Here is a 25,064-nt window from a genome sequence, read left to right as displayed (position 1 = left end):
TTCCTATTGCGTTCCTACTATAATCATTCCAACAAGGAGACTACATGCTTACTTCAAGAAAATATACAGTATTCGATCTGATCGGGATTCCGCTTCGGGTGATTCCGGTGCAGACGGTGGCGGCGGTGGGATACATGCTGGTGGATGCCCTGATGCCTGCTTATCAGACGCTGGTGATGGCTTATTTCATTAATACGGCGACCCATATTGTGAATGGCCGGGCGGAGTATTCGTTAATCTATAAGCCGCTCGCGCTGATTATGGGTTATGTGATCGTCACTCATCTGCTCCCCAGCCTGATGCAGCTGGTTGAACTGACGGGGCGCAATCGGCTGAATGTGCGGCTGAAGCGGGAGATGGTGCTCAAGCGGGCGCGGCTTGCGTACCAGCATATTGAGAATAAGGAGACCTCAGAGTTAATCCATAGGGTGTGCGGAGATCCGGTGGGTCATTTCATGGGCGGGTTCAACAATATGATGAGTGGACTGAATCTGCTGATTGGTACCGCTTCGCTGCTTGTGATTGTGATGTCGTCCACGTTCATTACAGGGATTGTGATTGTGCTGGTTGCGGTGCCTTTGTTCTATATTGCCATTAAGACGGGCAAGGCGAATTATGTGCTGGGGATGGATGCGCAGCGGATACGGAGGAGGAGTGCGGATATAGCCAATATTTTGACTAGCCGGGAGGATGCGGAGGAACGCACGTTATTCGGGTATAGTCCGGCGCTCAGGGATCGGTACGACAAGCTGTATGATCAGACGTACGCGGTGGAGAAGAAGATACAGATCCGAAGCTTCATTCATCTGAAAAGCGGCTCGATCATCGCTCTGCTGATCGGCATCCTTATAGTGGGCTTGCTTTTGCCTGCACTACACTTGGGCGAGCTATCGATTGGCTTGTATATCTCGCTGGTGACCGCGATCTTCAGCCTCGTGCAGAGGATGTCCTGGCAGTTAGCCGAGACAATGCAGGAGCATGCGCGGATGAAGGAGTATCTGAAGGACTTCTCAGTTTTTGCCGGACTCAGTGAGAAGAAGGATGCCGCTGCTCTACCTGCGGAGTTGGGCGGCTTCGTCTTTCAATCGCTGGAATTCAGGCAGGTGAGCTTCCGCTACCCGGATACGGAGAGATACATATTGAATCAATGCTCGTTCACCATGGTTAGCGGGAAGAGCTATGCCATTGTCGGTGAGAACGGGGCCGGTAAGTCCACCCTGATCAAACTGCTTACCGGGATGTACGATAACTATGAGGGCGAAATCTTCATTAATAAGAAGAATCTGCGGGAATACAGCTACCCGGAGCTGAAAAGCATCATCTCAGTGGTCTTCCAGAATTACGCCAGGTACGCGCTGACGATCCAAGATAATGTCCGGCTGGGGAATATCCTGAGGAAGGATGAAGAGCGAATCCGTCATAGCATAAGCAAGATGAATCTGAGCGGAATGGTCCAGGGGCTGGAATACGGTCTCGATACTTACGTCGGCAAAATCAAAGAGAAAAGTCTGGACCTTTCCGGCGGGCAGTGGCAAAGGTTGGCGATAGCCAGACTGTTGTATTCCAGCTCAGCTATCCATATTATGGACGAGCCTACCGCTGCCCTGGACCCCATCGAAGAGAGCCGGCTATATGAAATGTTCAGCAGCATCCGCGCAGACCGGTTCACTATTTACATCACCCACAGGCTGGGCGCCGCGAGAATCTCGGATGTGATCCTGGTGGTGCGAAGCGGGCGGATTGCGGAACAGGGCTCCCATGAGCAATTGCTGGAAATCCCGGATGGGATCTACCGGAAAATGTTCGCCAGCCAGAAGTCGTGGTATGAGGCAGAGGGTAAGGTGCAGCATGGATAGAATACAGGGGCAGGGGTTCCTGAGCAACGGGGTCAGATGCCTGCGGCTTTTATTCCAGGTGAATCCCGGGAGGTCTTATACGTACATCGGAATTGCCTTGTTCCAGGCGGTCTCCTGGGTGCTGCAGGTGTTATTTATGCAGAGATTTCTGGATGCGGCTGCTGCCTATGCTACAGATCAAATAGACTTCAAAATGGTTCTCTTTTCCTTGGGCGCACTGGCGCTCATGTATCTGTTCTATCATGTCATGGACGGACTCGGGAACTGTTATGAGGAGATTTACGGGCTAAGCGTGGGCAAGCACCTGAATCTGATGATTTTTAAGAGAGTAGATTCGTTACAGGTCTCTGAATTCGAGGACACGAAGCGGCTGGATTATATCCACAAGGCTGTGAACGGGAGCGGCAAGCTGATCTGGATCGGGACGACCTTGCTGGACATTCTGTTCTACTATACGACTTATTTCGTATTCATCGGGTGGTATCTGTTCACGCTTAAGCCAGTGCTTGCGCTAAGTATTGTCGTCGTATTCATCCCGGTGATGCTCTCCCAATGGGTGCTGATGTCAGCATTCAAGAATCTGGAGGCGGCATCTGCCCCGATCCGGCGGGAAAGTGACTACTATGAACAGTGCTTGACGGACAAAGCGTATCTCTCGGAGACCCGGCTGCTGGGGGCGGCTGCATTTTTCGAGAATTTGTATACGTCTGCCCTGCAACGGTTGAACGCTATTGTACTTCGGACGCAGGTACGCAAGCATCTCGTGCAGCTCATTCTGAATATAGTGACGGTTATGGGCTACGGCCTGATTGTGTATATGCTGTTTGTGTCTGTGATGAAGCAGGAGATTTCGGTTGGAGCTTTTGCGGCGGTGCTGGCTTCGATTGGCAGTCTATACCGGTTCATGAACAAGCTGATCACCGAGAGAATCGCCTGGGCTACGGAGAATATCGGGTCTGTTGAGAATTTTCTGGATTTCATCGACGAACCTGTTCATGCGACTAATAACCTGCCAAGGCCCGCAGACAGTGATATTGAGCTACAAGGTGTCCGGTTCCGCTATCCGCTGGCAACCCGAAATGCAGTTGAGGAGATCGACCTGATCATTCCGAACAAGCAGACGCTGGCGATTGTAGGCGAGAATGGAAGCGGGAAGACCACGCTGTGCCGCATCATTATGGGATTATATCCGCCTACGGAAGGGGAAGTGTGGTACGGGAACGTGGAGGCTTCGCGGACTAGCTATGAGCGAACGTCGGCTGTTTTTCAACATTATCGCAAGTATAATGAGACCTTCCGGGAGAATGTGCGGATCAGCCAATATTCTAAACTAGCAGATGATTCCGCAGTAGTATCCGTGTGCGAGGAGGCCGGGGTGCTTTTATCCGGTGAAGGGGTTAAGAGAGGGCTAGATACGATGCTGGGACGCGAGTTCGGGGGCACGGATCTATCCGGCGGCCAGTGGCAGCGTGTAGCGATTGCGCGTGGATTGTTCCGGGACAGCGACCTGATGATTCTGGATGAACCCACGGCGGCCATCGACCCACTGGAGGAGACCCGTCTGTACAACGATTTCGCCGCCCTGTGCCGGGATAAAACCGCAGTTCTGGTTTCCCACCGATTAGGCTCTGTGAAGCTGGCCGATCGAATCCTCGTGATGAAGGATGGAAGGATTGTGCAGGATGGTACGCATGAGGAGCTAATGAGTATGGAGGGCGAGTATCGGACGATGTATGAGGCGCAGCGGAAGTGGTATGTGTAGGTAAAGTGTGTACTACAGGAGTATAGTTAGTCTCAGGAGGAATGCTATATGGCTACGTGGGTTACTCATTTTAGAATTGCTGAAGAGTTAATGAAGGCGGGAGTTCCGGTATCCAAGGTTGATTTTCTGGTAGGAAATATTGGCCCGGATTGTGGGATCGTTGATGAGGAGGGGAATCTTTCTCCCTTTCAGCGTATACCTAAGAGTGTTACCCACTTTAAGGATGGACCGGGGATTAAGCCAGAGCTGTTCCGGGAGAAGTATGCATTGAAGGATGTTGAGCCTGCTTCTAGCGCAGGTTCCTACTATTGGGGGTATTACTGTCATCTTATAACGGATGTAGAATGGATCAAGTTAACAAGAGTTAAGCAGGAGGAGCCGGTACATCAATCCGTAAAAGGTACTCCCGAATACAATCAGCTGGTGAAGCGGGACTGGTACTGGCTGGACTTCAAATATTTGAAGCTGCATGGCAATCATGTGTTTTGGACCGATGTGCAGCATATTCAGCGATATCCTGAATACTTACCGTTCTTTCCTGAAGGCCAGACCTTTAAACAAATACAGAATATCATTCACTTTTATTGCAACACTGAAGTGCCGATAGAATATGAACCGGTTTATATGAAGGAAGCGGAACTAGATGAGTTTGTACTGGAGACAGCGGACAAGCTCCGGGACATGATGGAATTTGATAAGAGGAGAGAACCATGACCATCCAAATCGTAAACGGCGATCTATTAGAGGCCAGTGAAGATATTCTAGGGCACCAGGTGAATTGTCAGGGGGTGATGGGGTCGGGGATTGCGAAGATTCTGCGGGACCGCTATCCGAGCTTATATCCTGAGTATAAAAAATACTGTGACCAGTACACGCCTGACGGGTTGCTTGGACACTGCCAGCTGGTGCAGACGGGCGCGAAGTACACGGCGAATCTGTTCGGCCAGCTTAACTATGGAAGAAGCAAAATCCGGTATACCGATTATGCTGCGCTGGAGCAAGCGCTAACCACACTGAAGACCGAAGCGCAGGCCAAGGGGCTGTCTGTCGCTCTCCCTTACAACATTGGCTGCGGGCTGGCGAACGGGGAGTGGAGTGTGGTGGAGGAGATGATCGGGAAGGTTTTTGCAGACTATGAAGTTACTTTGTATAAGATTTAAATTATCTGTGCGCTATACTTCTGCTATCTATAAGCTTTAAGTTATGAAGCAGTCCGCCTTAGAGGGGGCTGTTTTTTATAGATTTATATTGCGAATTACTATAATATAGAATTATATTATGAAATTAAGTTTCATTAGATGAAACTTTTGAGGAGGAAGAGGTATGGCTTACAATTTTTATGGTCTAGACCATGTACAACTGGCAGCCCCGGAGGGTTGTGAAGCTGAGGCCCGGAGATTCTTCAATGGATTGTTAGGCTGGGCGGAGATACCCAAACCAGAATTGCTGCAAAAGCGTGGCGGGGTTTGGTTTCAATGTGGGATTCATCAGGTACATATCGGGGTGCAACGGGATTTTGTTGCCGCTACCAAAGCGCATCCGGCATTTCATGTGCAGCACTTGAATGAGTTACGTGAGCATCTGTTGCAGAATAACATTCAAGTCACGGATGATGAAGCAAGGGTGGATGAAGGCGTCAGGCGCTTCTATATAGACGACCCTTTTGGGAATCGTCTTGAGTTTCTGGAATGGCTTTGATCGATTGGAATAGTCAATAAAAATGGAGAGCCAGACTGCTTACAAGCGTTCTGGCTTTATTTTGTGCTCCCTGTACTGGGTGGGCGTCTGGCCCAACTGCTGCTTGAACTGGCGCATGAAGTGGATCTCGCTGGCGTAGCCGCTCATTTCGGCGATTTTTTTGACGGAGATGTCTGTGGTGGTGAGCAGGTATTTGGCATGTTCGATCCGGCTGGCAATAACGTCGGCCATCGGGCTTACGCCGAAGTAATCTTTATACAGGTGCTGGAAGCAGGAGCGGCTCATGGTCAACTCGTGGGACAGCCCATCGATGGTCCAGTTCAGGAAGGGCTGGTTGAAGATTTTGGTGCGGATGACGGACATCTTGTTGAAGTGCGTGTTGCCGACTTCCTTCTGGGTAGAATGAATCCGGTTGCTCAGCTTAATGAAGAATAAGCGCAGATATAATTCGATGGTCTCGTCCTGATGCGGGTTCTCGGAATACACCTCATAGCACAAATGGTTAATGATGATCGACAGCTCGTTCAGGTCGCCAATCGGGATGACTTCATCCTTGGGGATCGCCAGCCGCTCCAGCAGCGCTTCATCGTCCGGGTTGTCCAGCCGGAAATGGAACCAGTCATTGGTGAACTGCGGCCCGTATGCCCGGTAGAGCTGAGGAGTATGCTCGCTGTACAGGATGAAGGAGTCCGGCCCTGTCACCCGGCTCTCTCCCTCCAAAGTGAAGATGGCCGGGGTCTTCAGCAGCAATAGCATATGGTCGCCCGAGCCCTGGGGCCGGTTAATGATGAAGTCCGCGTCATGGCTGTGGTTGTAGCCGATATTGTGTATGTTCATAGGAGCCTCCCGCATAGCAGATAGATCTATTGTAAAAGCAAACAGGCTGCTTTGCAAAGGGAGATTGCACAATAGGTTAGTACTTACGCACGATTTGTAATTGTTCTGCGGCCAGGGTTTATCTATGCTTAAGACAGGTAGAAGTAAGAGCTTACAATGAAGGCTGAGGCCGGAGAGGATGATCGTGATGAAAGAATGGACGGGTTATACCAGAGGTGTGAATCTAGGAGGCTGGCTGTCTCAGTGTCCGTATCAGCATGCCCATTATGAGAGCTTCATTACGGAGAAGGATATCGAGACCATTGCTTCCTGGGGCCTGGACCATGTCCGGCTGCCGGTGGATTATGAAGTGATAGAGGATACAGGGAATGCAGAGGCTTACGCCGGGTTCAAGCATATCGACAACTGCATTCGCTGGTGTGCTGCTAACGGGCTGAATCTCATTATTGATCTGCATAAAACGCCCGGGTTCTCCTTCAACAGCGTGGCCGAGAATTCCCTGTTCGATGACCCGGAGCTCCAGGAACGGTTCCTGAATCTGTGGAAGGCGATTGCCAGCCGTTATGCCAGTTACAAGGACACTGTAGCTTTTGAATTGCTCAATGAGATTGTGGAGCAGGATAGCAGCCGCTGGAATGCGCTGGCCCAACGGACGATTGCCGAGATCCGCAAGCATGCCCCGGAGACCAAAATTGTCATCGGCGGCATCCAGTGGAACAGCGTGCATACCCTCGGGCTGCTGGATCAGCCTTTTGATGAGAATATCGTGTACACCTTCCACTTCTATGAGCCGTTCCTGTTCACACACCAGCGTGCGGCTTGGGTGGAGCAGATGCCAAAGAGCAGCATGGACTATCCGGGTGACCTGGAGAACTACCGTAGCACTTCGGCGGCCATTGGCGCTTTTGGCTCGGGGCTTCATGTAGAAGGTATCCACGAGATGGGTCCGGCATACATGACCAGCCTGATCCAGAACGCCATCGATGTTGCAGCAGAGCGGAACGTGTATCTGTACTGCGGAGAATATGGTGTCATTGAGCAAGCGCCATCGCAGAGCGTGGTGAACTGGTATAAGGATGTACATGGAGTGTTCGAGCAATACAAGATCGGCCGGGCCGCATGGACCTATAAAAAGATGGACTTCGGCATCTCCGACCGTTACGACAGCAGCATTACGTCTGAGATTATTTCTTATTTGTAGGCGTGGATAGAGAGAACTGGAAGAAATACAGACAAGGGAAAGTGGCGGAGGGGAAATAAATGAAACTACAAATTACAGATAAGCCCGCTGTATCGATATCCAAGGGGATGATTGGGCTGTTCTTCGAGGATATCAACTATGGTCTGGACGGCGGGCTGCATGCCGAGATGATTGAGAACCGTTCCTTTGAGTTCATGAAGGCGCAGGGCGACAGGGGGAGCTACAGCGAGAGCTATAACGGCCTCTACGGCTGGACGGCATATCCCGCAGAGGCAAGCGGAGCTACTCTACAGATTCGGACGGAGTATCCGCAGAATGAGGTCAATCCCCATTACCTGGCGTTTACCGCCGGGGAGACGCAGAATGCTTTTACGAATAAGGCTTATGATGGTGTGTCTCTGAAGCTGGGACTTACGTATGAGGTATCCTTCTATGCCAGAGCGGAGGGTTATGCAGGCGGCATTGAAGTTTCTGTTGAGCAAAATAGTGCGGTTATGGCGCAGGCTGTCATCGCGACAGCGGTAGGGGAAGAGTGGACACGCTATACAGCGCAGCTTAGCAGCAGTGAGCCTGTATCGTATGGGGATTTCGTCATCCGGCTGGATGCTCCGGGTACGGTCTGCTTCGACTTCGTCTCCATGATTCCCTCCGACGCGGTGCTGGGTCTGTTCCGCCTGGATCTGGTCGGGCTGCTGGAGGAGATGAAGCCAGGCTTCCTGCGGTTCCCCGGAGGGTGTATTGTTGAGGGCTATAACCTGGAGAACCGTTACCAATGGAAGCAGAGTGTGGGAGCCGCCGAGCAGCGCAAGAATAACAGCAGCCGCTGGGCTCTGCACGGCAATCATGAAGAGAATCATTACACGAGCGAGTACAGCCACTATAATCAGAGCTTGGGGATTGGGTTCTATGAGTATTTTCTGCTGTGTGAATACCTGGGGGCGCGGCCGATTCCGGTGCTGAATGTCGGGCTGGCCTGCCAGTTCCAGTCTACTGAGCATGTGGGCGTACATGATGAAGATTTCCAGGAGTATATCCAGGATGCGCTGGACCTGCTGGAATTCGCCAACGGACCGGTGGATTCACCGTGGGGCCGCCTGCGGTGTGATATGGGCCATCCTGAACCGTTCGGTCTGGAGATGATCGGGATCGGCAACGAGCAGTGGGAGACGGAGCATGCAGACTTTTTCACCAGATACGATCTGTTCGAGCAGGCAATTCATGCGGCGTACCCGTCTGTACAGCTCATCGGCTCCGCCGGGCCGGATGTCAGTTCGGTCAACTACACCCGGGCGTGGGAATATTACCGGAAGCGGGCCGAGGGTAATCCAAACTTCGTCTACGCTATCGATGAGCATTACTATGTGAAGCCGGAATGGCTGTGCGAAAATGTGCATTTCTATGATCAGTATCCGAGAGACATCAAGGTGTTCGCCGGGGAATATGCGGGTCACTATGGCAACGGGATGAATGCGCCGCACTTCAACAGCTGGGGCGCTGCGCTGGCAGAAGCCGCATTCCTGACAGGCCTTGAGCGCAATGCCGATATCGTTGTGCTGGCCTCTTATGCTCCGTTGTTCGCCAGACTCGGATATGCCCAGTGGTCGCCTGATATGATCTGGTTCGACGGGGAGAGCAGCTACGGTACACCAAGCTATTATGTGCAGCAAATGTACAGTACACTGATGGGAACGAAGGTGCTGCAGACCGTACATGATCAGGAGGAGATTCCTTACACTGTTTCTTATGATGAGGAGCAGCAAGTCCTTTATGTGAAGCTGGTGAACACACAGGACCGTACCGTTCAGGTGGAGCTGGAGACAGCACTGTCCTTGACCGGACGCGGCGAGGCGTATGTCATGCAGGGGCAGGAGCCGGACGTGAACTCTATTGAGGCTCCGCGCAACATAGCTCCTTCTAGTGTGCCGCTTGAGACCGCGAACTCGATGGTGTATGAGCTGGGGCCGAAGTCTTTTCATGTGCTGCGGATGGAGTGCGGGGTAAGGTAATGTGGGCGAAAGTAATGCTTGAAAGATCAAATATAAGGAATATGGGGGAGACGGGAGGTTGCCGTCTTCCCTTCTTTTTGTAGGAGTGAGTTTAATTGTATTCCGTACATCTAAAAGTAACCTAAAGCCCGGATAAGCTGAGTTAACTGCATTCTGTACAATTAAAATGAGGCGAAAGCAGACTTTTAGATCATTTACTTATAAATAGATGTACCAAATGCAATTAAACCGCAACATAGAGCCTGTATTGTTCAGTTTAGTTGCATGAAATACAGTTAACCCTTCGCCAACGTGCATTGGAGGTTTGACACCACTCACCTTCCGGTATAAAATAAAATTAAATGATAGAAAAATATATCATTATAATCATTAAAGTATCATTGAATTTACAAAACTATCACTCATCCTACAGCAGAGGCAGGCCTATATTCATGAAAACCAGTGTTAAAGATACCAAACGGAAGGCCATTCTGGATGCATCGACGGAGCTGCTGGCGATGAAGCCGACGGCTACGCTGCAGGAGATAGCAGATCACGCAGGGATCGGTATTGCGACGCTGCACCGGTATTTCTCTACCAGGGAGCTGCTGCTGGATGCGCTGGCGCTGAATGCGATCGGGCTGGTGGAAGAAGCGCTCGGGGGAGTTACCGCAGAGGAGCATGATATGCTCCCGTTCCTGACGGAAGTGTTCGAGGTGCTGATTCCTTTGGGCGGCAAGGTGTCTTTTCTCAGCTCTGCAGCCTCAGTGGACGAGAATCCGCATATTGTAGCCGAGGAAGCACGGATCAAGCAGCCGCTGCGTGAAGCGGTGGAGGGCTGGCAGGCACGCGGTCTGCTGAATACCGGAATGCCCGCCCACTGGATCATCACGGTTATGTATAATCTCTTGTTCGTTGCCTGGCAGGAGATTCAGAAGGGGGATCTGGCGAAGAATGACGCTCCGAAGCTGCTGGTTAATACAGTCCTCCAAGGCTTCGGCAGAACAGGGCAAGGGGACAGCAGGTAACCGTGAAGCGGGCTGGTTCCCTAAGGCGGATAGAATCTGGAGTGGAACAATAAGGAGGAACCTGTATGTCAACACTGCAAGTAGAGATCGTAGACCGCTTGGATGAAGAACAGAAACGTGAGGTCGCCAGGCTATACTATCAGGCTTTTACCTTGAAATTCAGTGGAATATGGATCTTCTCCCGTGAAGAGGAGGATATTGTGGACGTTCTGAGCCGCTGTCTGCGTTATGACCAGGCTCTGTACGCGGTGTATGAGGGACGGGTCGTAGGCTTTGCCGGTCTGGAGACAGGCGATGGCTTCTTCATGATGCTGAGCTACCGTTCGCTCAGACAGACCTTCGGTGTGCTCGGCGGCGCTTGGCGTTACGCAGCTTATGGCTTCTACCGCCTGCTCAATGGCAATACCCCCTCTAATGCAGTGCATATCGATCCGCTTGTAGTGTCCGAGCAGGCCAGAGGACTGGGCGTCGGAACCCGGCTGCTGGAAGCCGCCTTCACCTGGTCCCGGCAGGCGGACCGCAGTAAGGTGATGCTGGAGGTTGTTGATACCAACCCGCTGGCGAAGAAGCTGTATGAGCGGGTGGGCTTCCGGACCTTCAAGGTACAGAATACCCGCTTGTTCTCCGCTCAGGCCGGCTTCCACAAAGTGCTGCATATGGAGAAAATGCTGAATTAGCCCGGCACTCATTCCCGATCCGCAGGAGGATCGGGAATTTTCGTGTTTTGGGAGAGGGGGAGATGAGGAAAGAGGGGCTGGATAAATCGCCCGAAAGACTGTATATTAGACTATACATTAAGTTAGTAAACTTAATTAACTATATATAGAACGGAGTATGAATCGTGAGAATTCAAACGGCCGGGACCCCCAAGGTCATGCGCAATCTGAATGAATTTCTGATTCTGGACCGGATCATCGGTGGCGGACCGCAATCCAGAGCGGATCTTAGCCGGTATACCGGCTTAAGCAAGCCTACGGTATCCTCGGCCACTGCTCATCTTATAGAACGCGGACTGGTCAGAGAGACCGGCAGAGCGGAGAACACCCAGGGCCGCAAGGCAACACTAGTGGAATTCAACCCGAAATGCTTCTATACCCTAGGGGCAGAGGTGGGGGGAAGCAGCCTGCGGATAGCACTTGCGGATATGAGTGGAGAGATCTGCTATTACAAGCAGCTGTCTATGCCGGATAGCGGGCTGACAGTGGCGGTGTGTCAAGACTTCCTGGTTCAGAGTATAGAGGGACTGCTTGCGGATTCCGGGATCTCCCGGGAGAAGCTGCGGGCGGCGGCCTTCGGCATTCCAGGCGTGGTGGACCCGGCAGATGGCAGCGTGTCTGACCTGGTTGCCCCGCTGCGCGGGTGTGAAGCGGTGCTCGCGAGGGCTAATCTGGCCCGGCTGATCCCCGTGCCTGTCGTGACGGAGAATGATGTCAACCTCGCCGCTCTGGCAGAGTATACCTCTTCGGGGATGGCGGCAAGCGGCTCTCTGCTGTACTTCTCCATCGGCGCAGGAACCGGGGGCGGCCTCATTATTCATGGGGAGATCTACCGGGGGCTTGGCGGCGGTGCAGGCGAACTAGCCAATCTGATGCTGAGCGCAGGCAGGCTGGAGGATGTGTTGTCTACAGACGGATTAAGGCAACTGGCCAACCGGATGGCAAAAGAATATACAGGCGCAGGTGATACAGCGCATCTGCTGTCTACACCTGGAGGAACGGCAGCACAGATATGGGATGCAGTGCGCAGAGGCGAGCCTCTTGCACTGGCTATTATCGAGGCCTACTGCAATCTGCTTGCAGAGGCAGTGGGCAGTATTTGTACCGTGATGGCTCCAACGACTGTGGTCCTTGGAGGCGAACTGGGCAGCCATGGGGATATCCTGCTGGAGAGGCTGGAATCCCGGCTCGGGGGGCTTCACCGGAAGCCCCGGCTGGCTGCTTCCAGCCACGGGGACAAGGATGTGGTACTTGGAGCGGTCCAGACCGCGGTCCAATTGGCTTTTCGTGAGCTGCGGGCATAAGGAGCATAAGCTTATATTTTATAGAATGACGGGGGAATCCTAGATGAATATGTTAACTGCCGGAATTGATGTTGGCGGCACCAAGACACTGCTATGCCTCACAGATGAAGTAGGAACGGTGCTTGAACAGTACAAGGTGGAAACGCAGCTGAGCCGGGAGCCGGAGGTGTTCTTCCGCTGGTTATTCGCCGAACTGGAGCAGCTCTGCAAGCGTAACGGCACTACGCTCGCTTCTCTGAAGGGAGTGGGCATCGGGTTCCCTGGAGTCATGAATGAGCGTACCGGAACACTGACCAGCGCACCGGCGCTCAATTGGCCTGCAACCACGGATATTCGTCCGGTAATTGCCGCTTATTATCCCGGACTGGTGGTGCTGGATAATGATGTGAACATGGCAGCTATGGGCGAGTATGCAGCAGGCTCGGCTGCCGGATCTGAGCATTTCATTATGATCACGGTCGGTACTGGTGTGGGCAGCGCCTTGTTCCTGAACGGCCAGCTCTACCGGGGAGCCAGCTTCGCTGCGGGTGAGATTGGCTATCTCATCGTTGAGCCGGGAGCGGTTCATGCTGCTGCCGATCCGGAGTACAGTGAGTTCGGCCCGTTTGAGATGGAGGTATCCGGCACGGGAATCGGGGCGAAGGCGGCGGCCAGGCTGCACGGGAATAACAGCAGTTCATTGATCCGGGAGCTGGCGCAGGGCGATGCGGTCCGGGCGGAGCATGTATTTGCAGCCGCGCAGCAACGGGATGAGACGGCACTGGCGCTGCTGGATCATGCGTATGAACAGATGGCGGCGGCGGTCAAGAATATTGCAATTACGCTGGATCTGGAGCTGGTCATTCTCGGCGGCGGTGTCGTGGAGAAGAACCCGGGCTATGTGCAGGAGGTTGCAGCGCGGGTCAGCCGTTATACTCCTGAGCAATCCTTAACTGTCCGGCAGGCGGTGCTCAGCAATCAGGCGGGAGCGATAGGTGCTGCGGCGGCGGCCCGAAGCAGGCTGAACGCAGGAACCGGACAGAATTGAGGCTATGAATATGAGACGCGGAACAAGTATAATGAGATTCTCTGTAGGCAGCAAGGAGAGCGAGGTCCTGCTGAAGATGCGCGGTCTGTACCTGTTCACAGGTCTGGCCGGGGGCAGCTTCAACCCGTATGTCACCTCTCTTCTGGTTCATCAGGGCATGACGAGCCAGAGGATTGGAGTGATGATGGCATTCGGCACCTTGCTGGCGATTCTGTTTCAGCCGTTATGGGGAATTCTGGTGGACCGCTATCAACGAACAAGACTGGTACTAATGCTTACCCTGATTGTTCCCGGCACCATAGTCTATCTCTACAATGTAAAATGGCTTGTCGTCATTGTGCTGGTATACAGCTTGTATACGATTTTTCAGAGCACCCAGACGCCGATTGCCGACGCTTATGCAGTGAATGCAGCTTCAGCCGCAGGCACCTCGTTCGGGACCATCCGGCTGTTCGGGAGTATCGGCACGGCGCTGGGAGGGTACTTCGGCGGACTGTATCTGAACTGGATGGGGGTCACCGAGCTGTGGATTCCCTTCCTGCTCTTCAACCTGCTTGCTCTTATCCTCGTGATGACCATTCCCGTGAATGTGGAGCGGCGGGCGCAGCATGTAACGTTCACCAGCGGAATCAGGCAGCTGCTGGGTAACCGGGTCTTTCTGCTATTTCTCGCCGGTTGTTTTCTGGTGAACCAGACGCTTACGGCCTTCAACTCCTTCTTTGTGCTGACCTTCCAGATGGCGGGCGGGAGCTTCGCGTGGTCAGGCATCGCCCTGATGATTGCTTCCATTACCAGTGTTCCGGCAATGCTCGTGGCCGCAAGAGTCCTGAAGAAGTACGGCTATGAGAAAACATTGATGCTGGCCTCCGTTGTCTACATGCTCCGCTGGGCGATCCAATGGCTCATTCCTGTTCCCGGTGTTATGATAGGTGTCCAGACGCTGCACGGCATGTCTTTTGGTTTCTTCTACATTGCAGCCGTAGAATATGTGGCCTCCATTACGGGTAAAGAGCTGCAAGCCACAGGACAAAGTCTGTTCAATATGGTGTTTGTCGGTCTTGGTGGCATTGCCGGGAATCTGCTGAACGGGTATCTGCTGGAGACCGGCGGACCGGGACTGATGTATTTCTCCTGTACGGTCAGCGCCGCGCTCGGCGCATTGCTGCTGTACAAGGTAAGCTCAATTTCACGTAAGCAGCAGTCTGAATAAGAAGAAGGGGGAAGCTCTATGAAGCGCAGTTGGTATAGTCGGATGCTATTCTCATACTTCCCTGTCTTCCTGCTTGTAGTCACTGTTCTAATCTTCCTGGCCTTCATGGTCATTACGGAGCTGTCCCGCAGCGAGACGGAGAAGGCTAACTACGTATCCACCAGCTATGTGGCGGATACGGTGGAGCGGACCTTGAATGATATAGAGCTGGGGGTGCTGCAGGAGATCGGAAATAACTATTCCTATAATGACTTCCTGGATACGCCCTCCGGCACGGACTCACCGGCAGGCAGCTCGTATGAAATTGTGCAAAGTATGAACCGTCTATCCGAACGCTTCAGCCTGATTGATTCAATCTATGTCTACCGTAACAAGGACAAGCTGATGCTGGGCCAGAGCGGATACTTGAATCCGGGGCAGGGCCAAGGGCTGGAGGCAGAATATTTGCAGCAGCTCTCTGCGAATAAGCAGCAACAGGGGTGGAGCGCTGTACGGATGGTTCAGCCCAGGAACTCTAAGGACTTACGGCCGGTGATCAGCCTGGCCAGCAGGCTGCCGATTCCATGGGGCTCCGACGGTTATATTGTTATTAATGTCAGTGTGTACCGCGTAGAGCGTCTAGTGGACAGCTTGACGAGTGGAGAACTGTCCTTCCTGCGGATCAGGGATGTCTCGGGGACACCGATCTATGATTCTGCTCCAGCCGCAGACGGCGAGAATAACAGAACGCTCTCGAAGGTCGAGGCGAAGAATCTGGGCTGGACCTTCGAGAGCGGACTCCGGGCCGGGCGCTTATTCGATTGGATCTCGGTGATCTCCTACGTCTGGTTCATTCTCGGGCTGCTGACGATTGCGCTGGGCGTAGTGTATATCATCTACATCACCCGGCGGAATTACCGGCCCATCCATCAGCTGATGGTGCGGATTCAAGGACTTCAGCCTGCGGCCCAGGACGCCGCTCCTGGCGTAGCTTCCGATGAGCTGGCCCTGATGCATAACGCGCTGGACCGGCTGGTGCAGATCACTACCGACTATGAGCGGGAACGTTATGAGAATCTGGTTATTCAGCGCCGGGAGCTATTCCTGGATTTCCTCAGCGGGCAGAGGCTGGAGGATGCGGCAGAGCGGCTGGAGACGCTGGACCCCTTCGAGGGCACCAGGGAGTTCGAAGCGTTCGTTGTATTCGCAGCCGAGCTGAACCGGGAGAAGGACTGGCATGCGCTGCCTGCTCAGGATCAGAACCTGCTGAAATTCGCCTTAACCAATGTGCTGGGGGACCTGATGGCAGATAAGCAGCTTCAAGCCTGGGCCGAGTGGATCAGTGGGGAGCGGCTGGGGATGATTATTGGCCTCCGGTTCCAGCCGGTGAAGGATGACAGTGATACGATGCTGGAGCTGGCAAGAGACTGCCACCGCTGGATTATGGATAATCTGCGGGTATCCCTGACCTTCGGAGTGGGTACGGTCGTCCGGGACTGGCGGGAGATCCGGGATTCTTACGCGGCAGCGGCTGAGGTGCTCAGTCACAGGCTGGCCTTGGGAACAGATATTGCTGCAGTCCAAATGGATCAGCAGGACGATTCCGGATTGCAGAGCTATAAATACTTCGGAAGCTTCACCCAGCTGGTCCGTGAATTCCGCCTGTCGGGCGAGAACTGGCGAATCCGGCTGGACGAAATCTTCAATTCCTTCCGCAAGGACCGCCTGAAGGACGAAGAGATCTATATGCTGCTGGAAGTGCTGCTCCAGGCGCTGGAGCAGGAGCTTAAGGGGATAGCGGAGACGCTGGACCGTCAGCTCGCGGCAGCATGGAGCGGCGGTCTGCGGGAACGCATCCGGGGCAGCACCAATCTTGAAGAGATCCGGGAGCTGCTGACCGGCTGGCTGAATGAAACCTACCATGTCTATGTGTCGGTCAATGAGCTGAAGAGCCACCGGGTGATGATTACCGAGGTTAAGCATTATATAGAAGAGCATTATGCGAATCCTGATCTGTCCTTGAATCATCTGAGCGAGCGGTTCCAGATCTCTGCGAAATACGCCAGCTACCTGTTCAAGGAAGAATTCAATATGAAGTTCGTGGACTTTCTCGCAGAGCTGCGGCTGATGAAGGCCAAGGAACTGCTGGAGACGACTTCAGAGAGCATACAGGATATTGCCCTGCAGATTGGATATGCTAATTCCATTACCTTCGGACGGGTCTTCAAGCGTATTACGGGCATGACCCCGGGGGATTACCGCAAATCGAAGCTCCATAAAGATGAATAAGCACTGCGTAAATCCGGCTTCAGCAGATTCCGGGTTTGCGCTTTTTTTAATTATTGTGGGAGGTCTGGTGCAATGGGCAGTAAATACATAACATGTAAGGTTATATATGAGTTAGATATTTAGGTTTATGGATACGATTTTCGTGAAGCATTCCTGCGATAATTGTATATTCAGAATGAAAAATGCTGTAATTTCATTGGGTTTTTCATGAAAATTCAATAAGAAACATGTATATTGTCGAATTCCGCAAACGATGTAATAATTCATCACATGGTCAAGCCGTAAGCATCATACAGAGACAACAGGCTGATTGAAATCAGAAATCGAAAGGGATAGGTGGTAGGAAAATATGACAAATGATAACGGTAAAAGAAAGTTGGCTCTCGGTCTCTCAGCGGTTCTTATGTCATCCATGGTATTGTCTGCATGCTCGTCTAAAGATTCCAGTGAAGCAAGCGGCAACGGTGCAGCGCCAGCCGGCAGCTTGAAGATCGAAATTTTTGACCGTGGCAATGCGCCGGCCGGTGTTACGGCATCCGATAATTTCCTCACCAATTATGTTAAAGAGAATTTCGGAAAGGCTAACAATATTAATGTGGAATTCGTCCCTATCCCCCGCTCGGAAGAAGTGACTAAGCTTAATGTCCTGATGGCCAGCGGAACCGATGTTCCTGATATCGTCTTCACCTATGATTCCGGGACCTTCAACAAATATGCCGAGCAAGGCGGGCTGACGGATCTGACTCCGCTGCTGCAAGAACACGGACAGAACCTGACCAAGTTCCTTGGCGAGGATACTTTGCGCTACGGTCAATACGATGGCGTCCAGTATAGCATTCCCGCCAAACGCTCTACGATAGGTAAATATGCTTCCTTCATCCGTCAGGATTGGCTGGATAAGCTGGGCCTCCCCGTTCCGGCTACCTCAGAGGAGCTATATAATACACTGACCGCCTTCAAGACCAAAGATCCGGGTGAAACCGGCGGCAAGGTGATTCCTCTGGGCATGACGATTGCAGCGGCGCAGTATGATTCGCTGGTCTGGTCCTTCATCAAGCCGGTTACTGAGCAGGAGCGCTTCGAACTTACGCAGAATCTCAGCTCCCGGGACTATCCGATTCTGCTGCCCGGATTCAAGGATGCCATTCAATATATGAACAAGCTGTATAACGAAGGGCTGATCAGCAAGGACTTTGCCCTGGATGAGAATAAAGAGACCCTTACACAGAATATCGGGAACGGGCTTGTGGGCGCATTCAGCGATGATAACGATGCGATCTTCTACCCTGACGGTACTTATGATGTTCTGACGAAGAATAACCCGAAGGCTGTGCTGAGCGCCATTGATCCGTTCACGAACAGCGAGGGGAAGACGGCCAAGCCGGTATCTGCTCCGAACGGGATGTACATTATGATTCCGAAGTCCAGCAAGCATGCGGTGGAAGCTATCAAGTATCTGGACTGGATGTCTACAGAGGGTCATTTGCAATATATCCAGAACGGGATTGAAGGCGAGCATTATACGCTGGAAGACGGCGTGCCGGTCTCCATTCCGGATCTGTCTGTCGAATCCTCGAACAAGCTGTCTGGCGGCGGGGATATCGGGATTATTGCGAACGGACGGATTTTTGAGAGCCAGGAGAAGAATAATGAGGCCTTCGTGAAGAGCTTCCGCACCCAGTATCAGGACATCATCGCGAAATCACTGACGATTTCCACCACTAACCCGATTGAGCCGGTATTCACCAGCCGTCCGATTGAGGCCGAGAGCAAATACGGCACGACACTTAGCGATAAAATCAAGCAGCTAATGGTGAAAGCTACAATGGTCCCCCCTGGTGAATTCGAAGTCACCTATGAGAGTATGCTGAAGGACTACATGTCGAGCGGCGGACAGGCCATTCTGGATGAACGCAAGGCTGCCTACAGCGAGCAGAAATAATTGAATTCGAGGTCCGTGAGGGAGGGGAGCGGCAGGGCTGCCGGTCTTGGCTGCTTCCCCTTACAGCCTCAGGGGCACAGTGGAGGAGGAATCGTTGTGGGATACACCCGTTATTTCCGCAGAAATTGGCAGATGTACGCATTGCTGGTCTTACCCATGCTGTTCTTTATTATTTTCAAATACGGTCCAATGTATGGTGTGCAGATTGCGTTCAAGGACTTCAACTTCTTCAAAGGCATTGGTGGCAGTGAATGGATTGGTCTTGACGGATTCCGCGAGGTATTTGCGAATCAGGACTTTTATATAACCTTACGCAACACGTTGATGCTGAACTTTCTGGATTTGATCGTTTCTTTTCCCGCCCCCTTGATTATTGCCATTATGCTATTTGAGCTGAAGGTGGTCTGGTTCAAGAAGCTGTCTCAGACGATTCTGTATATTCCGCATTTTATTTCCTGGGTAATCATCGGCGGGATTGTGTACCAGCTCTTTGGCCAGCAGTCCGGGATGATTAACAACCTGTTAACGAGCCTGGGGCTGGATGCCATTCCTTTTCTCTCTGACAAAAATTATTGGCTGATCACGTACCTGCTGACTGGTGTCTGGCAGAGCGCAGGCTGGGGGACGATTCTCTATCTGGCGGCACTCGCGGGCATTAATAAAGAGCTGTTCGAAGCGGCGGAGGTCGATGGGGCCGGAAGAATCAAGCGCATTCTGCATATTACAATTCCGGGGATCAAGCCGACGATTGTTACGCTGCTGATCATTAATCTGGGCAACATGATCTCGATTGGCTTCGAGCGGCCGTTCGTAATCGGTAACCTTGCGGTTATGGAATACTCGGATGTGCTGAGTACCTTTGTCTACCGGATCGGTCTGGAATCGGGGCAGTATACGCTGGCTACGGTGGTTGGATTGTTCCAGGCGGTGGTCGGACTTCTGTTCCTGCTGGTGGCGAACTATATTTCCAAGAAGCTTACAGACGAGAGCATCCTCTAATCAACCTTTGGATCGGGAGTGTACATTATGAATGAAAGAGCAGCTAACAAGGCGTTTGATACATGGATTGTGATCTGCTTAACCTTATCGGTGCTGGCATGTCTGATTCCGTTCGTGCATATTCTCGCGGTCTCCTTCAGCGGAACCGTCCCGATTGCTTCGGGCAGAGTCACTCTGTTCCCTATGGACTTCAATATTGAGGCGTATAAAAAAGTGTTCAGTGATGCCGCGATGATCCGCTCGCTGGGCTTCACGATATTCCTGACAGTGCTGTTCACAGCGCTGTGCATGATGATGACGGTTGCGGCGGGCTATGCCCTGTCGAAGAAGGATCTGAAGGGCCGTAAAATCTTCATGTTCCTCATTGTCGTCACCATGTTCTTCAGCGGCGGTATTATTCCAGAGTATATTCTGACACGGGAGCTGCATTTGCTCAATACGATCTGGGCGCTGGTTCTCCCTGGACTTATTAGCCCCTTCTATATGATTATCCTGATTTCTTTTCTGGCAGGTATTCCTGACGCGCTCAAGGAATCTGCTGAGATTGACGGCAGCAGCCAGTTCGGGACGCTGATCCGTATCATTCTGCCGTTATCCATGCCGGTGCTTGCTACCCTAAGCCTGTTCTATGCCGTCGGCAGATGGAACGGATTTCAGGATACGCTGATGTATATCACGAAGCCGGAGCTGTATCCGCTCCAGCTTAAGCTCTATCATATGATCCAGAACAGCCAGGTATCCGATCTGATGAGAATGGAGGGGAACGCGGTCAGCACGGTTGTGCAGGAGAGTCTGAAGGCGGCTACTGTAATGTTCGCCACAGTGCCTATTCTGCTCGTCTATCCATGGCTGCAAAGATACTTCGTCTCAGGTGTGATGACCGGAGCTGTGAAGGGTTGAGGCTATTGACTGGTACTGTATTGGCTGGTGCAAGTGCAGGTTCAGTATAAATCATGCCCTAACAGGGCTGGCAGATAGGGGAGTCGAGCAGATGTTCAAGAAGATAACGGACATTAATGACAAATGGACAGAGGAATCTATGGAGCTGCAGATCCGTGACCGGGAGAGCCGGTACTTCGGGGGCGTGCGTGATCCGCTGAGCGGTGTAGCCTGGCCGAATCATACCGGCACGGCCCAGTATCTGGCGGCATGGGCGGCAGCCCTGGTGAATCCGCAGTCCCGGTATTACCGGGATCTGGAGCTGCTGGAGCAGCTGCATGAGGGGATGGCATTCATGCTGCGCTTCCAGCATGAGGACGGCACGATCTCGCCGGGCTGGACGAATTATCATTCCCCGCCGGATACGGCGTTCGTCGTGGTCGGATTAGCCAATATCCTCACGCTGCTGGAGCGGCAGAGCTGGCCGCCGCTGCAGCCGGTGACGGATCAGATTCGAGCCTTCCTTGTGCGGACGATTCCGGCGATGCTGACCGGGGGTGTACATACCCCCAATCACCGCTGGGTGCTGACTGCCGCGCTGGGGTCTTTGTACCGGATATTTGCCCTGGAGGAGTTACAGGCAAGAGCCGGGGAATGGCTTCAGGAGGGGATGGACATTACGCCGGACGGCGAATGGACGGAGCGGAGTAACGGAATTTACAATACGGTCAGCGATATCATGCTCTATTACGCCGCGCAGGATCTGAACCGTCCAGAGCTGTTGGAGCCGGTCCGCCAGAATCTGCGGATGATGAAATACCTGGTTCACCCGGATGGTGAGGTGGTCACCGATTACTCGGGTCGGCAGGATTTCGGCAGCGTCTACTCGCTGGCTGACTATTATCTGTGCTACCAGCTGATGGCTGAGCATGACCGAGACCCGGAATTCGCTGCTCTTGCGGAGCTGGCAGGCCGCTCGGTTATCCATCCGGGTTCGCTGCCCAATCAGATTATGCTGGGGTTCCTGCTCTATCCGCAGATGCAGGCGGCTTCAGTCTCGCCGGGAGAATTGCCGGACAGCTACCGCAAGGTGATCAATGGCACGTTTAATCGTCAGGAGCTGATGGGCCGAATCGGTCAGGACGGCTACGGCGGGCCTGTCCGCCACAGCAAGCAGCATACGGAATTCGGCGCTCCGGTTGCCCGTGTGCGCAGCGGAGAGACCAGTGTAAGCGTGATGACCGAGGCTTCCTCGCTGTTCTCGCTGCGGCATGGCCGGGCAAGGCTGCTTGGGGTTCAGCTGGCTTCAAGCTTCGAGCCTGGACTGATTACGATGGATACGCTGACGGAGATTTCGGGCGGCTATCGTCTGGAGTCTGTAGCCGGAAAGGGCTATTACGGCACCATTCCGGCGGACAAGCTGCCATCCCGGACCGGCTTGCCTTGCAGCCCGTGGTATCTGCTGCCTCATGGAGAGCGGCCGCTTACCCATAACCAGACGAGCAGTGTCTGCGTGAAGGTAAGCGAGTGGGAAGCTGGTTGGGATCTGCATTTCTCAGCGATGTCTCCGGCAGATGTGCTGACCCAGATCGTCCTGCTCTTCGGCAGCGAGGGCAGACTTGAAGGCTCCGCGCTGACGCCGGTGCCGGGGATGAGCGAGGCTTCCTTCTGGACCGCCGGAACACTCCGCTATAGCGCAGGGGAGGACTGGATGGAGCTTGAGCAGGGCTTTCATGAGCATCACCTGGCCGATATCCGCGGGATGAGCTATCCCCAAGGCTGCCAGAAAGTCATCGTAACACTCATCACTCCTCTGGAATATAGCCTGCGGATTCGTCTTTCCTGACAGATGCCTATATAATGAAAGGGTTATCAGGATTTATCAGGACTTAAGGGTTCAGCCAGATTAGAAATTACGGTGTATGGAGGTAAGCTGCGCAATGAATATTTCATTTAATACTCCCGCCACTTATTGGGTGGAGGCGCTTCCAGTCGGGAACGGACGGCTGGGGGCTATGATTTTTGGCGGCATCGAGAAGGAACGTCTGGCGCTGAATGAGGACACACTGTGGTCCGGGTACAAGACAGACTGGAATAATCCGGAGGCCCGCGAGGTTCTCCCTGAGGTCAGGGCGCTGATTGCAGAAGGCAGGAATGAAGAAGCGGATCAGCTATGCAAAAAAATGATGGGCCCCTACGCCCAGTCCTACCTGCCGTTCGGGGATCTGCTGCTTACGATGGAGCACGGGCAGACCATAGACGGGGAATATAGCCGGAAGCTGGACTTGTCCACAGGTATTGGTACCGTCTCCTATGTAATCGGCGGTGTCCGCTATACCCGGGAGGTCTTCGCCTCTCACCCGGACCAGGCGATCATTGTCCGTTTAACGGCCAGTGAGGAGCACCGGCTCAGCTTCCGGGCGAAGCTGGACAGTCCGCTCCGCCACCGTTCGGAAGCAGACGGGGAGCACTACACGATTACCGGACATGCTCCTGAATATGTGGCACCGAATTATTACGAAGTCGATCAGCCGGTCCGTTACGGTGGAGAGTCCCCCCGGAGTCTGGAGTTCCACGGCCGTCTGGCTGCGGTCCAGACTGGAGGCCGCCTGGAAGCTACTGCTGACGGTATCCAAGTTACCGGCGCAACGGAAGCGGTTCTATACTTCAGTGCGGCGACCTCGTTCGATGCGGAATCGGGCACAGTGAAGGCGAATTACGATGTGCGGCAGCAGACTGCGCAAACGGTACAGCGTATCATTATTGAGCCTTATGCCGGGCTGCTTGGCCGTCATGTTGACGACCACCGGGAGCTGTTTGACCGGGTAGAGCTGCATCTGGGAGAGAGCCTGGCTCCGGAGGGCATGCCGACAGATCAGAGAATTGCCGCCTACGGCAGCAATGATCCGGGGCTGGTAGAGCTTCTGTTCCATTACGGCCGTTATCTGCTGATTGCCAGCTCCCGCCCCGGCACACAGCCGGCAAACCTCCAGGGCATCTGGAATCAGGATACCCGGGCACCGTGGAGCAGCAATTACACGCTGAATATCAATGCGGAGATGAATTATTGGCCGGCAGAGATCTGCAATCTGTCCGAGCTGCATCAGCCGCTGATTGACTATACCCGGAGGCTGGCGCTCAACGGCAGCGAGACGGCCCGGATTAACTATGGCGCACGCGGCTGGGTAGCCCATCATAACGCCGATCTCTGGGCGCAGTCGGCTCCCGTTGGCGGCTACGGCGACGGAGATCCGGTCTGGGCATCCTGGGCGATGGGGGGGGTATGGCTTACCCAGCATCTGTGGGAGCATTATGCCTTCAGCGGCGATCTGTCCTATCTGCGGGAGACCGCGTATCCTGTGATGAAGGAAGCGGCCTTGTTCTGCCAGGATTGGCTGATCGAGAACCCGGACGGGTACCTGATTACCTCACCATCCACTTCTCCTGAGCACAAAATCGTAGACGGCGGCAAGAAGTATGCCGTCAGCGAAGCGGCAACCATGGATCTGTCGCTGATCGCGGAGCTGTTCACGAACTGCAGCCTTGCTGCCGGATTGCTTGGGCTGGACGGGGAGTTCGCGGCCGAGCTGGAGGCCGCCCGCGTGCGGCTGCTGCCACTGCAGATTGGTGCCGGAGGCCGGCTTCAGGAGTGGTCGGCAGATGTGGAGGATGAGGATGTGCATCACCGCCATGTCTCCCATCTGGTCGGGGTCTACCCGGGCAGATCGATCACGGAGAAGTTAGTTCCTGAGCTGTATGAAGCAGCCAGAACCTCGCTTGAGATTCGCGGAGACGGCGGAACCGGCTGGAGCTTGGGCTGGAAAATCGGACTATGGGCCAGATTCAGACAGGGTGACCGCGCCAAGCAACTGATCACGAACCTGCTGACGCTGGTTCAGCCGGAGGCCGTTAACAATGAACGCGGCGGTGTCTATCCGAATCTGTTCGACGCGCATCCGCCGTTCCAGATTGACGGAAACTTCGCGGCTACAGCCGGAATTGCCGAGATGCTGCTGCAATCCCACCAGGGTTATCTGGAGCTTCTGCCCGCCCTGCCTTCAAGCTGGAGCGAAGGAAGAGTAAAGGGGCTGCGGGCACGCGGCGGCTATGAGGTGAACCTGACCTGGAGCGCTGGCGTTCTCGGACAAGCGGAGGTTACCGCTCATCTTGGTGGAGTCTGCCGGGTTCTGGCAGAAAGGCCTCTGGAGATTATGCGCGGAGAAGACCGCCTATTGGTGGAGCCGGATTCGGACGGTCTGGTGAGTATTGAACTGCAGGCGGGGGAACGTGTCGTTGTACGGTATGCTTAGCAGATAAGGCAAGTGAATAATAGTTATGCAAATTGCAGCACG

General features: G+C 53.5%; 19 protein-coding genes. 18 read left to right on the top strand and 1 reads right to left on the bottom strand.

What is annotated here, in order from left to right; genetic code table 11:
• The first annotated feature begins 44 nt into the window (after positions 1-44).
• From C173_RS08845 to C173_RS08825, 5 genes are all read left to right on the top strand, one after another.
• Positions 45-1,856 (top strand): ABC transporter ATP-binding protein, encoded by a 1,812-nt coding sequence (locus C173_RS08845; protein WP_051477931.1) that lies wholly within the window; start codon positions 45-47, stop codon positions 1,854-1,856.
• Positions 1,849-3,618 carry an ABC transporter ATP-binding protein gene (locus C173_RS08840; protein WP_036724141.1) on the top strand — a complete coding sequence of 590 codons (1,770 nt, stop codon included), beginning with the start codon at positions 1,849-1,851 and terminating at the stop codon, positions 3,616-3,618. Before C173_RS08845 ends, C173_RS08840 begins: the two co-directional genes overlap by 8 nt.
• 48 nt (positions 3,619-3,666) lie before the next feature.
• Positions 3,667-4,332: a hypothetical protein gene (locus tag C173_RS08835; protein ID WP_036724140.1), complete on the top strand. Its 666-nt coding sequence runs from the start codon at positions 3,667-3,669 to the stop codon at positions 4,330-4,332.
• Positions 4,329-4,778 (top strand): macro domain-containing protein, encoded by a 450-nt coding sequence (locus C173_RS08830; protein WP_036724139.1) that lies wholly within the window; start codon positions 4,329-4,331, stop codon positions 4,776-4,778. The genes C173_RS08835 and C173_RS08830 overlap by 4 nt, the downstream gene beginning before the upstream one ends.
• Before the next feature lie 163 nt (positions 4,779-4,941).
• Positions 4,942-5,316: a glyoxalase gene (locus tag C173_RS08825; RefSeq protein WP_036724138.1), complete on the top strand. Its 375-nt coding sequence runs from the start codon at positions 4,942-4,944 to the stop codon at positions 5,314-5,316.
• A gap of 39 nt (positions 5,317-5,355) precedes the next feature.
• On the opposite strand, the gene C173_RS08820 is transcribed toward C173_RS08825, so the two are convergent.
• Positions 5,356-6,153, bottom strand: coding sequence for a helix-turn-helix transcriptional regulator (locus tag C173_RS08820; RefSeq protein ID WP_036724135.1), 798 nt, complete (start codon positions 6,151-6,153; stop codon positions 5,356-5,358).
• Between the two features lie 187 nt (positions 6,154-6,340).
• Between C173_RS08820 and C173_RS08815 the strand changes: the two genes are divergently transcribed.
• The 13 genes from C173_RS08815 (at position 6,341) to C173_RS08755 (ending at position 25,022) form a co-directional block, all read left to right on the top strand.
• Positions 6,341-7,354, top strand: coding sequence for a glycoside hydrolase family 5 protein (locus C173_RS08815; protein ID WP_036724134.1), 1,014 nt, complete (start codon positions 6,341-6,343; stop codon positions 7,352-7,354).
• Between the two features lie 59 nt (positions 7,355-7,413).
• Positions 7,414-9,360, top strand: a complete 1,947-nt coding sequence (locus C173_RS08810; protein WP_051477930.1) for an alpha-L-arabinofuranosidase C-terminal domain-containing protein — start codon at positions 7,414-7,416, stop codon at positions 9,358-9,360.
• A 431-nt stretch (positions 9,361-9,791) separates the two neighbouring features.
• Positions 9,792-10,367, top strand: coding sequence for a TetR/AcrR family transcriptional regulator (locus tag C173_RS08805; RefSeq protein ID WP_036724133.1), 576 nt, complete (start codon positions 9,792-9,794; stop codon positions 10,365-10,367).
• A gap of 65 nt (positions 10,368-10,432) precedes the next feature.
• On the top strand, positions 10,433-11,044 hold the full coding sequence (locus C173_RS08800; protein ID WP_036724131.1) for a GNAT family N-acetyltransferase: 612 nt from the start codon (positions 10,433-10,435) through the stop codon (positions 11,042-11,044).
• 164 nt (positions 11,045-11,208) lie between these two features.
• Entirely contained in the window at positions 11,209-12,387 is a 1,179-nt protein-coding gene (locus C173_RS08795) for an ROK family transcriptional regulator (protein WP_036724129.1), read from the top strand.
• Positions 12,388-12,430: 43 nt separating this feature from the next.
• The gene (locus C173_RS08790) at positions 12,431-13,414 is read left to right on the top strand and encodes an ROK family protein (RefSeq protein WP_051477929.1); all 984 of its coding nucleotides are present in this window, start codon (positions 12,431-12,433) and stop codon (positions 13,412-13,414) included.
• Between the two features lie 31 nt (positions 13,415-13,445).
• Entirely contained in the window at positions 13,446-14,624 is a 1,179-nt protein-coding gene (locus tag C173_RS08785) for an MFS transporter (protein WP_235191832.1), read from the top strand.
• A gap of 18 nt (positions 14,625-14,642) precedes the next feature.
• Positions 14,643-16,892 carry a helix-turn-helix domain-containing protein gene (locus C173_RS08780; RefSeq protein ID WP_036724126.1) on the top strand — a complete coding sequence of 750 codons (2,250 nt, stop codon included), beginning with the start codon at positions 14,643-14,645 and terminating at the stop codon, positions 16,890-16,892.
• 349 nt (positions 16,893-17,241) lie between these two features.
• Positions 17,242-18,834 (top strand): extracellular solute-binding protein, encoded by a 1,593-nt coding sequence (locus tag C173_RS08775; RefSeq protein WP_036724124.1) that lies wholly within the window; start codon positions 17,242-17,244, stop codon positions 18,832-18,834.
• Between the two features lie 132 nt (positions 18,835-18,966).
• Complete coding sequence (locus C173_RS08770; protein WP_051477937.1) at positions 18,967-19,833, top strand: ABC transporter permease; 867 nt, start codon at positions 18,967-18,969, stop codon at positions 19,831-19,833.
• A 27-nt stretch (positions 19,834-19,860) separates the two neighbouring features.
• Entirely contained in the window at positions 19,861-20,733 is an 873-nt protein-coding gene (locus tag C173_RS08765; RefSeq protein ID WP_036724121.1) for a carbohydrate ABC transporter permease, read from the top strand.
• A 91-nt stretch (positions 20,734-20,824) separates the two neighbouring features.
• Entirely contained in the window at positions 20,825-22,558 is a 1,734-nt protein-coding gene (locus tag C173_RS08760; protein ID WP_036724120.1) for a hypothetical protein, read from the top strand.
• Between the two features lie 94 nt (positions 22,559-22,652).
• A complete protein-coding gene (locus C173_RS08755) occupies positions 22,653-25,022 on the top strand; it encodes a glycoside hydrolase family 95 protein (RefSeq protein ID WP_036724118.1) in 2,370 nt (789 codons plus the stop codon).
• The last annotated feature ends 42 nt before the right edge of the window (positions 25,023-25,064 follow it).

This window comes from Paenibacillus sp. FSL R7-277, assembly GCF_000517965.1.
In the GTDB taxonomy this organism is placed as follows: Bacteria; Bacillota; Bacilli; order Paenibacillales; family Paenibacillaceae; genus Paenibacillus_AQ; species Paenibacillus_AQ silagei.
Note: the sequence above shows the minus strand (reverse complement) of the source record. Positions and strands in the feature narration are given on the sequence as shown.

Excerpts from the sequence above, each read along its gene's own strand:
- C173_RS08845 (WP_051477931.1), top strand. The coding sequence starts at position 45 with ATGCTTACTTCAAGAAAATATACAGTATTCGATCTGATCGGGATTCCG.
- C173_RS08840 (WP_036724141.1), top strand. The coding sequence starts at position 1,849 with ATGGATAGAATACAGGGGCAGGGGTTCCTGAGCAACGGGGTCAGATGC.
- C173_RS08835 (WP_036724140.1), top strand. The coding sequence starts at position 3,667 with ATGGCTACGTGGGTTACTCATTTTAGAATTGCTGAAGAGTTAATGAAG.
- C173_RS08830 (WP_036724139.1), top strand. The coding sequence starts at position 4,329 with ATGACCATCCAAATCGTAAACGGCGATCTATTAGAGGCCAGTGAAGAT.
- C173_RS08825 (WP_036724138.1), top strand. The coding sequence starts at position 4,942 with ATGGCTTACAATTTTTATGGTCTAGACCATGTACAACTGGCAGCCCCG.
- C173_RS08820 (WP_036724135.1), bottom strand. The coding sequence starts at position 6,153 with ATGAACATACACAATATCGGCTACAACCACAGCCATGACGCGGACTTC.
- C173_RS08815 (WP_036724134.1), top strand. The coding sequence starts at position 6,341 with ATGAAAGAATGGACGGGTTATACCAGAGGTGTGAATCTAGGAGGCTGG.
- C173_RS08810 (WP_051477930.1), top strand. The coding sequence starts at position 7,414 with ATGAAACTACAAATTACAGATAAGCCCGCTGTATCGATATCCAAGGGG.
- C173_RS08805 (WP_036724133.1), top strand. The coding sequence starts at position 9,792 with ATGAAAACCAGTGTTAAAGATACCAAACGGAAGGCCATTCTGGATGCA.
- C173_RS08800 (WP_036724131.1), top strand. The coding sequence starts at position 10,433 with ATGTCAACACTGCAAGTAGAGATCGTAGACCGCTTGGATGAAGAACAG.
- C173_RS08790 (WP_051477929.1), top strand. The coding sequence starts at position 12,431 with ATGAATATGTTAACTGCCGGAATTGATGTTGGCGGCACCAAGACACTG.
- C173_RS08785 (WP_235191832.1), top strand. The coding sequence starts at position 13,446 with ATGAGATTCTCTGTAGGCAGCAAGGAGAGCGAGGTCCTGCTGAAGATG.
- C173_RS08780 (WP_036724126.1), top strand. The coding sequence starts at position 14,643 with ATGAAGCGCAGTTGGTATAGTCGGATGCTATTCTCATACTTCCCTGTC.
- C173_RS08775 (WP_036724124.1), top strand. The coding sequence starts at position 17,242 with ATGACAAATGATAACGGTAAAAGAAAGTTGGCTCTCGGTCTCTCAGCG.
- C173_RS08770 (WP_051477937.1), top strand. The coding sequence starts at position 18,967 with ATGTACGCATTGCTGGTCTTACCCATGCTGTTCTTTATTATTTTCAAA.
- C173_RS08765 (WP_036724121.1), top strand. The coding sequence starts at position 19,861 with ATGAATGAAAGAGCAGCTAACAAGGCGTTTGATACATGGATTGTGATC.
- C173_RS08760 (WP_036724120.1), top strand. The coding sequence starts at position 20,825 with ATGTTCAAGAAGATAACGGACATTAATGACAAATGGACAGAGGAATCT.
- C173_RS08755 (WP_036724118.1), top strand. The coding sequence starts at position 22,653 with ATGAATATTTCATTTAATACTCCCGCCACTTATTGGGTGGAGGCGCTT.